Consider the following 13,842-nt stretch of genomic DNA (forward strand, 5'->3'; position numbering starts at 1 on the left):
GCGCTGGCGCCCTCCAGCACCACGGGCGCCCCGCCCTCCCCCAGCGCCAGGTGGGTGTCGCCCCCGGCGGCAAGTTCGCCGTCGTGCGTCACCATGACCACGGCCGCACCGGTGAGCGCCGTGCGCAGCCCCGCCACGAGCTCCCCCGCCTCGTCCCCGCCCAGGTGCGCGGTCGGTTCGTCAAGAAGCACGACGCCGGCCCCGGCCACGAGCGTGCGCGCCACCGACACGCGGGTCCGCTGGCCGCCGGAGAGGTGGTGGCCGCCGGGGCCAACGCGCGTGTCCAGGCCGTCCGGCAGCCCGCGGTACCAGGGCCCCAGCCCGGCCGTTTCCAGGGCCTGTTCGAGTTCGCCGTCCGTGGGCGCGCCGGCGGGGCGGGCCAGGGCCAGGTTGGAACGGAGCGTGGAGTTGAACAGGTAGGCCTCCTGCGGGCACCAGGCAACCTGGCGCAGGGTTCCCGCGGCGGCCGGTTCCCCGTTGAGCGTGTAGCTGCCGCGTTCGGGCGTGAGGAAGCCCAGCAGTACGGCCAGCAGCGTGGACTTGCCGGAGCCGGACGGCCCGCTGACAGTCCACCAGCGGCCCTTTTCGGTGCCGCCGCCGACACCTGAAAAAACGGGCAAGGCGGCCTCGGGGTAGCGTGCCGTGACATCGTCCAGGCGCAGGGAGGTGACCGGTTGGGCCGTGTCATCCCGGCCGGCGGCCGGGCCGGCCACCACCGTGGCGCGGCCGGCCTCCAGCAACGGCAGGGTGCGCGCCATCATGGCACCAAGCACGGGCAGCTGCTCCACGGCTTCCAGGTACTGCCCCAGCGGTTCGGCCAGGGCCAGCATGAGCAGCGCGGCCACGGCGGCGGCGCGGGGGTCGGCGCCGCCGCCGATGGCCGCTGCCGCCACGGCCACGGCGGCCAGGGAGGTCAGCAGCGCCACGCCCGCCTGCCCCAGGCCGCCGGCCCAGGCCAGCCGGCGCAGCGGTGCGGAAACGGTGAGGTCGCGGGCGGCGAAAGCGCGGGCCGCCGGTCCGCCTACGCCGTTGGCGTGCAAGCCCCCGGCGGCGGCCAGCAAGGTGGTGGCCCGGCTGGCCAGCCAGGAACGGTGGACGGCCGCTGCGGCGGCGGCCCTGCGCTGCACCGTATGGACCCCCACGGGCAGCACCAGAAGCGCCAGCACGCCCAACACGGCCACGGTGGCGGCGGCCTGCGGCACCAGCCACCAGACGGCCGCCAGGACGGACAAGTAGGACACCACGGCGGCCGGAATCGGCACCACGGCGCGGGGAACGGCGTCGCGCAGCTCGTCGACGTCGGCAATGAGCGTGCCCAGCGCCCCACCGGACCGCGTCAGCCGGCCCCAGTGCCGGACGTTGGAGCCGAGTGCGTCCCACAGCTTCAGGCGCAGGCCGGCCGCCCAGCGCAACACGGCGTCGTGGGTGAGGAGGCGCTCGCTGTAGCGCAGCACGGAGCGGCCCACGCCAAAGGCGCGCACCCCCACGATCAGCACCATCAGGTACATGATCGGCGGCCGCGCTGCGGCCCACACAATGAGCCACCCAGAGATGCCGGACAGCGCGGCCGCGCTCAGCGTGGCCAGGGCGGACACCAGCACGCCGGCCACGAAACGGGGCGAGCGCCACGGCAGCTGCCGCAGCCACTGCCGGCGGAACCCCGCGGGAGCCGGTTCCGGGGCGCCTGCCGGGGCGGCAACCGCGACCACGGGCGCCGCGGACGGGACCGCACCGCCGATCCGGGCAGCGCAGGTACGGGCAGCGCAGGTACGGGCAGCGCCGCCACCGCGCAAAAGCCCCGCCAGCAGGGGGTCATGGGTGGCGACGGCCAGGGCCACGGTCCCCCGCAAGGAGGCAACCGCCTGCCGCACGGCCTGGGCCGACACCGGGTCCAGGTGGGCGGTCGGCTCGTCAAAAAGTGCCAGCTCCACGGCCGGGTCGCCTGCGATGCGGGCCAGGGCACGGGCCACGGCCACGCGGCGCAGCTCGCCGGGGCTGCATTCCAGCGGTGACCGCCCGGCCAGGTGCCCGGCATTGGCCCGGGCCAGCGCCGCGGCCACGGCTGCGGCGGGAACCGGGACGCCGTGGGGCCCGCCGGCGTAGAGGGCCACGTCCGCGGCCACGGTGTCCTCCGTGAACAGGGGGTGCTGCGGGACCCACACCACCGCGTCCGCAGCCGGACGCAGCAACCGTCCGCGGACCTCGGCGCCCGGCAGGGGCCCTGCCAGGACGGCCAGGGCCGTGGTCTTGCCCGTCCCGCTGGGGCCGTCGAGCACCAGCACCCCGCCGTGCGCAAGGTCGGCCGTGAAACCGGACAGCGCCGGCTCCGTCCGCCCGGGGTAGGCAACGGCCAGGGCATCGGCACGCACCACAAAGTCCCCGTCGTCGTCGCGGGCGGCGCCACGCAGCCCGGAACCGCTGCCGCCGCCGGCGCCCTGGCCGGCGTTGAGGATCTTGTTCACCCGGCGCAGGGCCTCCACGCCGTCCTCGCTGCCGTGGTGGGCGGCGCCGACGTCGCGCAGCGGGCGGAAGCATTCGGGGGCCAGCATGAGGGCCAGCAGGCCGGCTTCCAGGCCCATGTCGCCGGCCACCAGGCGTACGCCGATGAAAACGGCCACGATGGCCACGGAGATGGTGCTGATCAGTTCCAGCGCCATGGAGGACAGGAATGCCGTGCGCAGGGTGGCCATGGTGGACTTGCGGTATTCCTCGGACACGTCGGCGAGCGCCCGGCGTTGCGCCCCGGCACGGCGCAGTCCCACCAGCACGGGCAGGCCGCGGGCCAGTTCCAGCAGGTGGTTGGACAGCCGGTCCAGGCCGCGGGCGGCCCGTTCCACGCGGTCCTGGGTGTGGAAGCCGATCAGGACCATGAACACGGGGACCAGCGGCAGCGTCAGGACCACGACCAGCGCGCTCACCCGGTCGGTCACCAGGATTTGCAGCCCCACGGCGGCCGGCAGCACGGCGCAGGAGACGAGGGCCGGGAGGTAGGCGGTGAAGTAGCCGTCCAGGCCGTCCAGGCCGCGGCTGGCCAGCATCCCCTCGGCCCCCGTGCCGGCACCGGCTGCACTGTTGTTTGCTGCACCGCCGGCCGGCCCGCCCCCGAGCCGGTGGGCCACCAGCCGGGCACGCAGCTCCTCCTTGGCGCCCAGGGCGGCACGCCGGGCAAGCACCTGCTGGCCCCACGCGGCTGCGGCCATCAGCACCGCTCCCCCGCTTCCCTGCAGGGCCAGCCGCCCGAATGGCGGCTGCGTGCCACCCGCCCAGACAGCCAGGGCGTGTGCCAGCGCGGACATGAGCAGCACCAGTGCCACGGCCTTCAGGGCGGCCAGTCCGGCAAGACCGGCCAGGGCCGTGCGCGTGTGCCTGCCCGGGGGCAGCGAGGGGCGTGCCACGTCAGTTCGTCCCGGACACGGCCGGGGCCGCAGCCTGCACACCGACGGCGGGGGCGAAGTCGTGCGGTTCGGGCAGGTGGATGGTGCTGATGCGCTTGCGGAAGATCCAGTAGGTCCAGGCCTGGTAGGCCAGCACCAGGGGCACGCCCACGGCCGCCACGACGGACATCAGGCCCAGCGTGTAGGGCGACGAGGACGCATTGGCCACCGTCAGGTTCCAGACGGCGTTGAGCGTGGACGGGAGCACCACGGGGAACACGGCGCTGAAGATCGTGGCGCTGCCCAGCAGCAGGAACACGCCCAAGGCCAGGAAGCTGCGGCCTTCGCGGCCCCTGCGGTTGGCCACCCAGGCCAGGACGGCGGCAACCGCGGCCAGCGCCAGCAGCAGCCAGCTGAACGCCTTGCCGTTCATCACGGACACGGCGGCGGCCCAGGCGGCGAGCGGGACCAGGCCCAGGGGAAGCCAGCGCCCCACCAGGCGGCGGGCACGGTGGCGGACGGCGCCGTCGGTCTTCAGCGCCAGGAACGCGGCGGCCTGGATCAGGCAGAAGGCCACGAGTGCCACCCCGCCAAGGACGGTGTACCAGGTGAACCAGGCAAAGGGCCCGCCCACGCGGTCGCCGTTGGCGTCCAGCGGCAGCCCCGTGGTGGTCAGGGCCAGCATGGCGCCGATGCCGAACGCGGCCACGAACGAGCCGATCGCGATGGCCCAGTCCCAGGTCCGGCGCCACGTGTCGTGGTGGACCTTGCCGCGGTATTCAAAGGCCACGGCCCGGAAGATCAGCGCCAGCAGCACGAACACCAGCGGAATGTACAGGCTGGAAAACAGCGAGGCGTACCAGAACGGGAAGGCCGCAAAAGTGGCTCCGCCGGCGGTGATCAGCCACACCTCGTTGCCGTCCCAGACCGGGCCCACGGTGTTCAGCAGCAGTCGCCGTTCCTTTTCATCGCGGGCAAAGACCTTCATGAGCATGCCCACGCCAAGGTCGAAGCCCTCCAGGAAGAGGTAACCGGTCCACAGCACGGCAATGAGAATAAACCACAGGGTGGGGAGGAAGTCCATCAGTCAGTCCTTAGATCCAGGCAAGGCGGGTTCCGGCCGGGCGCCGGCGGGCGGGGCGGCCGTGGCGGCCCGGGGGTCAGTAGGCAAAGGCCAGTACATCGTCGCCGCCCTCCCCGCCCGGACGGGTGCCGCCGTCGTCGTCCCCCTTGCTGTTTCCGCCGCCTGGGGCATGCCCCAGCTCCGGCATGGCGGAGGGCACGCCGCCGCGGATGTACTTTGTCAGCAGCGCCACCTCAACCACCAACAGCACGGCGTAGACGGTGCCCAGGGCCACGAGCGAGAAGATCAGCTCCCCCGCCGAGACGCCCGGGGACACCGCGGCTGCCGTGAACATGAACACCTGGTCGACGCCGGACATGGACGGGTTGGGTGCCACCACGAACGGCTGGCGGCCCATCTCCGTGAAGATCCAGCCGGCGGCGTTGGCGCCGAACGGGGCCAGGATGCCCAGCAGTGCCAGGCGCATGATCCATTTGGGCCGCGGGACGGTGCCCTTGCGGGTGGCAAAGAGCGCCACGGCGGAGGCAAGCGCGGCGAGCCCGCCAAAGCCGATCATCATGCGGAAGCCCCAGTACGTGACCGGCATGACGGGCACGTAGTTGATCGGCTGGCCGGCCCGGCTTCCGTAGATGGGGTTGTCCGGCAGCGTCGCACCATACTTGGCCTGGTACTCCGGCACCAGGGTGTTCACGCCCTTGATGTCCGTGGAGAAGTCGCTGTGGGCCAGGAAGGAGAGCAGGCCCGGGACCTCCATGACGGCCACCACCTTGGAGCAGTCACGGCTGCTGAGGTCGCCGACGGACAGAATGGAGAAGCTGGTGCCGTCGTGGCAGGCGGCCTCGGCGGCGGCCATCTTCATGGGCTGCTGCTCGAACATGAGCTTGCCGGACAAGTCGCCGGACACGGCGGAACCCGCAAAGGCGATCATGGCCACCACTGCGCCGATGCGCAGGGACTTGAGCCACACGGAGTGGTCCCGCCGGTCGCGGCCGGGGATGGTGGCCGATTCGCCGACCACCACGCGGCCCTCGGCGTCCACGGTGTCGATGCCGTCGCGGCGCCGCCGCCACAGGTGGTACCAGGAGATGCCCAGCAGGAAGGCGCCGGCCACGGCCAGGGCGCCGGTGATGGTGTGGAAGAACGCCACGAGGGCGGTGTTGTTGGTGAAGACGGCCCAGGCGTCCACCATGTGGGGGTAGCCGTCCACCATCTTCACGCCCACGGGGTGCTGCATCCAGGAGTTGGCCACCAGGATGAAATAGGCCGAAACGATGGACCCGCACACCGCAATCCACAGGCACGCCAGGTGGATCCTGGCCGGCAGCTTTTTCCAGCCGAAAATCCACAGCCCCAGGAAGGTGGATTCGACGAAGAAGGCCAGCAGTGATTCCATGGCCAGCGGGGCGCCGAACACGTCACCCACAAAGCGGCTGTATTCGCTCCAGGCCATGCCGAACTGGAACTCCTGGACGAGGCCGGTGGCCACGCCCATGATGAAGTTGATGAGGAACAGCTTGCCCCAGAACTTCGTGGCCCGCAGGTATTCCTCACGCTCCGTCCGGTGCCACAGGGTTTGCAGCACGGCCACGAGCAGGCCCAGGCCAATGGTCAGGGGCACCATCAAAAAGTGGTACACCGTGACGATCCCGAACTGCCACCTGGCAATGTCCAGAGCTTCCATCAACTTCCCTCAATCCAAGAAACACACTGTGCCAACGGCATAAATTCTACGTCTTGTAGAAGTTCAAGTTCTACCCTGCGTAGAACATTGCTGTCAAAAGCTGTACATTGGATCTTGACGAACTACTTTGAACACCGAATACATGAAGGATCATGCATGGCAACTCTTGGGGACCTGGAACGGGCCGTAATGGATCTTTTGTGGGAGCATCCCGAGGCCATCACGGCCAACACGCTCCGCGACCTGCTCTCGCAGCGGTCGTCCGGGGCCGACGCGCGCCCGCTGGCCGTCACCACCGTGCTGACGGTGCTGTCACGGCTGGAGAAGAAGGGCCTGGTGGAGCGCGAGCGCTCCATCCGCCCGCACCGCTACCGTGCCGTGACGAGCCGCGCGGACCACACCGCCGAACTCATGCTTGAAGTGCTGGGCTCCGCCCCTGACCGCGAGGCGGTCCTGGCGCGCTTCATCGGCACCGTCAGCGAGGGCGAGGCAGAAACCCTGCGCAAACTCCTGGGCCGCGACTGACTGAACCTTGCGCCGCCGCGCAGGCGGTAGCGTTAAGACATGTTCTGGAGCTCGTGGTTCCTGGCGGGCCTGGCCATCGCCCTCGCGTGGCCGGCGCCCGTCCTTTTGTCGCGCGCGCACTGGCCGGCCCGGGCGCCGTTTGCGGCCATGGTGCTCTGGCAGTCCATCGCCCTCGCCGGCGGACTCTCCATGATCGGCGCCATGCTGTGCTACGGCCTGGTCCCGCTGGGCGGCAACCTGGCCGTCGGCCTGCACGGGCTCCTGCTCATTGTCACCGGCAGGGCCTCCCTGGACACGCTGGGCCTGGTCCATGCCTTTGCGCTCAGCGCGGCCGCGCTCCTCTCCGCCCACCTGGTCTTCACGCTGTGGCTGACCTACTTCCGCATCAACCGCCAGCGCCGCCGCCACCGCGACCTGCTCCACCTGCTCAGCTCCCCCGCCGACGACCGCCCGGACACCCTGGTCATCAATCATGAGGCGCCCGTGGCCTACTGCCTGCCCGGCGGCTCCCGCTCGGTCACCGTGCTCTCCGACGGGCTCATGACGCTGCTCTCCCCCGATGAACTCCACGCGGTGCTCCTGCACGAGCAGACGCACCTGGCCCAGCGCCACCACCTGCTGCTGTGGGCGTTTGCGGCCTGGCGCTCGGCCCTGCCGTGGCTGCCCACATCCCGGCTGGCCCAGCGCGCCGTCTCCTCCCTGATTGAAATCATGGCCGACGACGTTGCCCTGCGTGCCGTGGACAAGTCCACCCTGGTCAAGGCCATCGCCCTGGTGGCCAGCGGCCCGGCACAGCTCCCCGCAACGTCCCTGGTGGGCGGCGGCGCCGAGCAGATTGACACGCCGGCGACGACGTCGGCCAGGCTGGGCAGGCTGCTCGCCCCGGCGCCCCCGCTGGGCGCCGCGCAGCAGGCCCTGGTTGTTGGTGCCGCAGCCCTCCTGCTGGCGGCGCCCACGGCACTGCTCCTGGTCCCGGGCATCCTCTCCTGACAGCCCCCCATCCCTCGGTTGCAATCGGGGCGTTTCCACCCAACCCTCCCGCAGAACCGGGGCACTTCCACCCAACCCTCCCGCACTGTTATGAGGGAGGGTTGGCGGATACCCGCCCGTTTGCAACCGGGCGTCCAAGGAAACAGCCCCGGTTGCGCGGGAGGGTCTGGGAAAACAGTCCCGGTTGCAACCGAGGGATTGACGGGTGTCAGGCGTCGATGCGGTCTGCGTCCAGGTGTTCGCTGCCGGCGACGATGAATTCCTTGCGCGGGGCCACCTCGGCGCCCATGAGCAGTTCAAAGGTGTGTTCGGCCCGGTCAGCGTCGGCGCTGGTGACCCGGCGCAGCATGCGGTGGCGCGGGTCCATGGTGGTCTCGGCCAGCTGCTCCGCATCCATCTCGCCCAGGCCCTTGTACCGCTGGATCGGCTTCTTGTAGCCCTTGCCCGACTTCTCCAGCTTGGCCAGCAGCGCGTGCAGTTCCTTTTCGGAGTAGGTGTAGACCATCTCGTTGGCCTTGGATCCGGCGTGGATGATCTCCACCCGGTGCAGGGGCGGCACGGCCGCATAGACGTTTCCGGCGTCGATCATGGGGCGCATGTAGCGGAAGAACAAGGTCAGCAGCAGGGTGCGGATGTGGGCGCCGTCGACGTCGGCATCGGTCATGAGGATGACCTTGCCGTACCGGGCCGACTCCAGGTCAAAGCTGCGCCCGGACCCGGCCCCCACCACCTGGATGAGCGCGGCGCATTCGGCGTTGGCCAGCATGTCCCCCACCGATGCCTTTTGGACGTTGAGGATCTTGCCGCGGATGGGCAGCAGCGCCTGGAAGTCCGAGGACCGGGCCAGCTTGGCCGTGCCCAGGGCGCTGTCGCCCTCCACGATGAACAGTTCGCTCTTTTTGACGTCGTTGCTGCGGCAGTCCGCCAGCTTGGTGGGCAGCGATGAGGTTTCCAGCGCGTTTTTGCGGCGCTGGGTCTCCTTGTGCACGCGGGCGGAGATGCGCGACTTCATCTCGGAAACCACTTTTTCCAGGAGCGTGGCGGCCTGGATTTTCTCGCCGCGGGCGGTGGATTCCAGCTTTGCCTTCAGCTCCCTTTCCACGACCTTGGCCACAATGGCCTTCACGGCGGGGGTGCCCAGGATTTCCTTGGTCTGGCCCTCAAATTGGGGCTCGGCCAGGCGGACGGTCAGCACGGCGGTGAGCCCGGCCATGACGTCGTCCTTTTCAATTTTGTCGTTGCCGGCCTTGAGCTTGCGGGCGTTGGCCTCCACGACCTTGCGGAACGTCTTCAGGAGCGCCTGTTCGAAGCCTTCCTGGTGGCGGCCGCCCTTGGGCGTGGCAATGATGTTCACAAAGCTGCGCATCGTGGTTTCGTAGCCGACACCCCAGCGCAGGGCAATGTCCACCTCGCAGTCGCGCTCCACCGCGGTGCTTTCCAGGTGCCCGGCGGCATTGAGGACCGGGACGGTTTCGGTGAACGTGCCGTGCCCCTGCAGGCGCCAGATGTCGGTGACGGAGCCGCCCACCGAGAGGAAGTCAACAAATTCGGAGATGCCGCCGTCGTGGTGGAACACCTCCTCGTGGGTGGCAAATTCGCCGGGCGAACCGGGGACGCGGCGTTCGTCCCGGACGGTGATTTTCAGCCCGGGGACCAGGAAGGAGGTCTGGCGGGCGCGGGAGACGAGCTCCTCATAGGAGAACTTGGCGTCGGGGGTGAAGATCTGTCGGTCGGCCCAGTACCGGATGCGGGTGCCGGTGACCCCGCGCTTGGTGGTGCCCACCACGTCCAGGCTGGACTTGTCGGTAAAGGGCGTGAAGCCGACGTCGGGGCCCACGGACTTGCCGGAATCGTTGAAGTGCCCCGGCTCGCCGCGCCTAAAGCTCATTTGGTAGGTCTTGCCGCCGCGGTCCACCTGGGCGTCCATGCGGGCGGACAAGGCGTTCACCACGCTGGCGCCCACCCCGTGCAGCCCGCCGGAGGCGGCATAGGAGGTGCCTCCGAACTTGCCGCCGGCATGCAGCTTGGTGAGCACCACTTCCAGGCCGGTGAGCCCCGTCTTGGGTTCCACGTCCACGGGGATGCCGCGGCCGTCGTCGTGCACCTCAACGGAGTTGTCCTTGTGCAGGACCACCTTGATGTCCTGCCCGTAGCCGGCCAGGGCCTCGTCCACGGAGTTGTCAATGATCTCCCACAGGCAGTGCATCAGGCCGCGGGAGTCGGTGGAACCGATGTACATGCCGGGGCGCTTCCGAACGGCTTCCAGCCCCTCCAGCACGGAGAGGTGGCGGGCGCTGTAATCGGAATTCATTCGTGCCACGGGTGGCTTGCTCCTTGTGACGATGGCTGGTGACGATGGCTGGTGCGTGCGGGCGTCGCCGCCCCGTAGGGAACGTGCGCCCCCTCAAGGTTAACGCGTGGCGGACGCCGTCGTGCACAGGCATGCCGCACGGCTGCGCGCTACGCGGTAAGCGAAAGTGGGCCGTGGCTGGCATGGGCGGGGCACTTTTGATGGTTGTATGAAGTACAGGAACTAGAGAAGGAGGCCATGATGACGACCACCGCCATTGCCAGCCGGGAGCTGAACACGATGGACCGATGCGACCGTTGTGGCGCACAGGCCTATGTTCGGGTTGTCCTGCAATCTTCAGGGGGCGAGCTGCTCTTCTGCGGCCACCACGCCCGCGGCGTCGAGGAGACGCTCAAGCCGCTCTCCTCAGAGTGGCATGACGAGACCGCTCGCCTGCACGAAAAGGCGCCAGTGTCCGTCGACTGACCGACCCGCTGCGTGGGGTCCCGACTCTGTCGGGGCCCCATTTTTGTGCCCCCGGACGCAGCCCCGCCAAGGCGCCTTAGGCTGCCTAAGGTCCCCCGGTGCAGCCCCAAATAAGGCATTTGCCCGATGTTGCGTCACCTCCATCGGCGAAGGATGGAGCCATCGGCACAACATCTTTCACACAAGGGGACGGCAATGAACGACTTCATGGCTTTGATGATCCGGCAGCAGAATGAACGGGAACTGGCAATCGCACTGGAACAACGCCGGCTGCTGCGCGGCGCGGACGGCGTGGATCCGCGGTTCCACCACAATCCCAGCCTCACGCAGCGCCTGTGGCAGCGGCTGCTGCAACGGCGGGCAGGGAGCCACCGCGTTTCCCACACCCCCGCCCGCGGCGGGGCAGTCCGCTCCAACGCGTGAGCGCCCTGCTGCCCGGCGGCGGCGCGTGGCAGGATGAATACATGCAGTCGTCGCAGGCCAGCAGCCACTTGATCGGGCGCGGGGAGGAACTGCGTTCCCTGGCGGAATCGTACGGGCTCGCCGTGCAAAGCAAGCCCCAGGCCGTGGTCGTCGCCGGCGAAGCGGGACTGGGCAAAACACGGCTGCTGCGCGAATTCCTCCACGGCCTGCCGGAATCCACCCGGATCCTCTCCGGCCAATGCGTGGACCTCGGCCCGCTGGCGGCACCGTACGCCCCGATCACCTCCATACTGCGCGGCCTCGCCGGTGAAACCGGGCTGGCGCAACTCATGGAGCTGGCCGGTCCGGGCCGGGACGCGCTGGCGCTCCTGCTGCCCGAGGCCGGCACGGCAGGGCCGGGGTTTCCCACGGCCAACCTGGTCCTGGAGGCGGTCAGCACGGTACTCGAGCGGGCTGCGGAGGGACGCCCGACCGTCGTCGTGGTTGAAGACCTGCACTGGGCTGACAAATCCACGCTGGCCGTCCTGGGGTTCATCCTGCGCGCCTTCAACGGCGGTCAGTTCCTGCTGGTCATGACGTACCGCAGTGACGACGTGCACAGCGGCCACCCGCTGCAGGCGTTTCTGGCCGAGGCGGAGCGCGGCCGCTTTGCCACGACCATCCAGCTCGCCCGACTCAACCGGGACCAGGTCCGCCAGCAGCTGGAGTCCATCACAGGGACCGCCGCCGACTACGAACTCGTCGAAAACATCCTCTCCCGCAGCGACGGCATCCCGTTCTTTGTGGAGGAACTGGCGGGGCTGGACGGCTGCGCGTCCGGCACGGAGCTCCCGCCGTCGCTGCGCCAACTGCTGCTGGCACGGTACGAGCGGATGGCTGAGCCTGTGCAGTATTTCCTGCGCGTCATTGCCGCCGGTGGGACGTGCGTGCCTCACCCGTTGGCGGAAAACGCCTATGACCGGCCCCGGGACACCTTCGAACCCGCGGCCCGGCTGGCGCAGCAGGCAAGGCTGATCGACGTGGACGGCGACAGCTACACGTTCCGGCATGCCCTGCTGCGGGAGGCCGTGCATTCGGACCTGCTGCCCGGGGAACGCACCCGCTTCCACACCCGCTACGCGCAGGCCCTGGAAGCGGCAGAGCCGGCCCGCCGCGACACCGCCGCCATCGCCTACCACTGGGACACGGCCAACGCAGCCGACAAGACGTTCGAGGCCTCCGTTGCCGCCATGGACGAGGCCTGGCGGCGCTTTGCCTACACCACCTCGGCCCGCATGGGCGAACGTGCCCTGGAGCTCTGGGACGGCGTCGGCGAACCGGAAAAGGTGGCGGGAATGCCGCGCTACCGGCTCCTGGCGCGCACGGCGGCGGCCCACAACCTCGCCGGCGACGGCGAACGGTCACTGGCCGTGATCGCGCTGGCGGTCGACGACCCTGCGGCAACCGGCCAAGACCGGGCCCGGCTGCTCGCCAGCCAGGCCCGGTACCTGGGCTTCAATGCCAGGCCGGGCTCCGAGGGCCTGCTCCGCGAAGCCCTGGAGCTGGTGCCGGCGGGCTCGGACGAAAGGCTGCGCGCGCGGCTGCTGAACTGGCTGGCGGCCCGGCTCATGCTGGCCGGGAAGCAGGGGGATGCCATCGAGATGGCAACGGAGGCGCTGGAACTGGCCACGGCAGCCGGCAATGCCGAGGAACGCTCCGTGGCCGCCAACCTCCGCGGCGTTTCCCGCATCAATGCCGGGGACATCGCCGGCGGGCGCACAGACCTGGAGGCGGCCGAGGGGCTCGCCGAAGGACACGTGCAGGCGCTGCTGCGCTTCCGTGTCAACTATTCGGACGCGCTGAACCTGCTGGGCCTGTACGACGAGTCGATCCGTGTCGCCGAGGCCGGGATCGAGCGTGCCCGGCAGCTTGGCGTGGAACGCACCACCGGCGCCATCCTCTCCTCCAATGCCGTGGACCCGCTCTTTGCCCGCGGCGACTGGGTTCCTGCGGCAACGCTGCTTGAGCGCAACCTGCAACTTTCCCCGCCCGGTTCGTTCCACGCGTACCTCATCCGTTCGAAGATCTGGTCCACACTGTGGGGCGGCGACGTGGCGGGGGCCGGGAAGCTGTTCCGCCGTTGGGAGCCGCAGCTGCGGGGGCTCGCCGCCGTGGAAATGCAGTCCCGGCTCCAGCTGACGACGCTCAGCGCCGAACTGGCATGGGCCTGCGGCGACCTGGACGGTGCCTGGCAGGAAGTTGCCTTCGTCCTCGGCCCCGCGTTCCGGCCGCTGCCCGGCTATGACCTGCCGTTGCTGGCGCTGGCAGCCAGGGTGCTCGCGGCGAGGCGCCGGGCCGGCGCGGGCGCGTCCGGTGCTGGCCTGGACGGCGGGCGGCTGTCCGACGACGAGGCCCTCCTGCGTGCCGTGCTCGCCGGCGACGCCTTCTGGCCGACCCACCCGGGCTGGCTGGCACTCTTTGACGCTGAAGTGGGCGGGCGGCAGGGAAGCGGCGACGACCCCGCTGCCTGGCACGCGGCCGGCTTGGCCGCGGCGGCACTGCCGGCCCACCTGCGCCACTACATTGCGCTGCGCACCGGCCAGGCCGAACTTGCCGCCGGCCGCCGGACGGCAGCTGCCTCCTCGATCCGCGCCGCCATCGACGGCTCCCAGGCCCTCGGTGCCCGCCTGGTCGCCGACATGGGCCGTAAGCTGGCCGCACAGGCAGGACTGCCGCTTGACGGCCCGCGCCGGCGGCCCAACAGCGGGGAACTGACCGGGCGTGAACGCCAGGTCCTGGCCCTGGTGGCTGATGGACTTTCGAACCGCCAAATTGGCGAGCAGTTGTTCATCAGCACTAAGACAGCCAGCGTCCACGTCTCGGCGATCATGCGCAAGCTGGGCGCCTCCAGCCGCACCGAGGCAGCCTCCCGCGTCATGGCCCCGGGTCCGGGCAAAAAATAACCCACCTCGGGTGCCGGAAACCTGTGGTTTCCGGCACCCGAGGTGGG

The 13,842-nt window shown here is 70.0% G+C and carries 9 protein-coding genes; 5 read left to right on the forward strand and 4 right to left on the reverse strand.

The annotated features are described in order from the left end of the window. From cydC to G6035_RS16665, 3 genes are all read right to left on the reverse strand, one after another. On the reverse strand, positions 1-3,395 hold a 3,395-nt coding region (gene cydC / locus G6035_RS16655), incomplete at its 3' end, for a thiol reductant ABC exporter subunit CydC (protein ID WP_176618227.1). A gap of 1 nt (position 3,396) precedes the next feature. After that, positions 3,397-4,458 (reverse strand): cytochrome d ubiquinol oxidase subunit II, encoded by a 1,062-nt coding sequence (gene cydB / locus G6035_RS16660; protein ID WP_176618228.1) that lies wholly within the window; start codon positions 4,456-4,458, stop codon positions 3,397-3,399. 76 nt (positions 4,459-4,534) lie between these two features. Next, complete coding sequence (locus G6035_RS16665; RefSeq protein WP_176618229.1) at positions 4,535-6,139, reverse strand: cytochrome ubiquinol oxidase subunit I; 1,605 nt, start codon at positions 6,137-6,139, stop codon at positions 4,535-4,537. A 156-nt stretch (positions 6,140-6,295) separates the two neighbouring features. Between G6035_RS16665 and G6035_RS16670 the strand changes: the two genes are divergently transcribed. Both G6035_RS16670 and G6035_RS16675 read left to right on the forward strand, forming a co-directional pair. Further along, positions 6,296-6,664 carry a BlaI/MecI/CopY family transcriptional regulator gene (locus G6035_RS16670; protein ID WP_176618230.1) on the forward strand — a complete coding sequence of 123 codons (369 nt, stop codon included), beginning with the start codon at positions 6,296-6,298 and terminating at the stop codon, positions 6,662-6,664. A gap of 39 nt (positions 6,665-6,703) precedes the next feature. After that, entirely contained in the window at positions 6,704-7,654 is a 951-nt protein-coding gene (locus G6035_RS16675; RefSeq protein ID WP_176618231.1) for a M56 family metallopeptidase, read from the forward strand. A 208-nt stretch (positions 7,655-7,862) separates the two neighbouring features. Here G6035_RS16675 and G6035_RS16680 read toward each other — a convergent pair whose 3' ends face one another. After that, on the reverse strand, positions 7,863-9,965 hold the full coding sequence (locus G6035_RS16680; protein WP_176618246.1) for a type IIA DNA topoisomerase subunit B: 2,103 nt from the start codon (positions 9,963-9,965) through the stop codon (positions 7,863-7,865). Positions 9,966-10,205: 240 nt separating this feature from the next. Between G6035_RS16680 and G6035_RS16685 the strand changes: the two genes are divergently transcribed. The 3 genes from G6035_RS16685 (at position 10,206) to G6035_RS20420 (ending at position 13,795) form a co-directional block, all read left to right on the forward strand. Further along, on the forward strand, positions 10,206-10,430 hold the full coding sequence (locus G6035_RS16685) for a hypothetical protein (protein ID WP_176618247.1): 225 nt from the start codon (positions 10,206-10,208) through the stop codon (positions 10,428-10,430). Positions 10,431-10,625: 195 nt separating this feature from the next. Then, positions 10,626-10,853: a hypothetical protein gene (locus G6035_RS16690; protein ID WP_176618232.1), complete on the forward strand. Its 228-nt coding sequence runs from the start codon at positions 10,626-10,628 to the stop codon at positions 10,851-10,853. Further along, positions 10,850-13,795 carry a LuxR family transcriptional regulator gene (locus G6035_RS20420; RefSeq protein ID WP_176618233.1) on the forward strand — a complete coding sequence of 982 codons (2,946 nt, stop codon included), beginning with the start codon at positions 10,850-10,852 and terminating at the stop codon, positions 13,793-13,795. The genes G6035_RS16690 and G6035_RS20420 overlap by 4 nt, the downstream gene beginning before the upstream one ends. Positions 13,796-13,842: the final 47 nt, after the last annotated feature.

Origin of the sequence: Arthrobacter sp. SDTb3-6 (genome assembly GCF_013376095.1) — a bacterium.
In the GTDB taxonomy this organism is placed as follows: domain Bacteria; phylum Actinomycetota; class Actinomycetes; order Actinomycetales; family Micrococcaceae; genus Specibacter.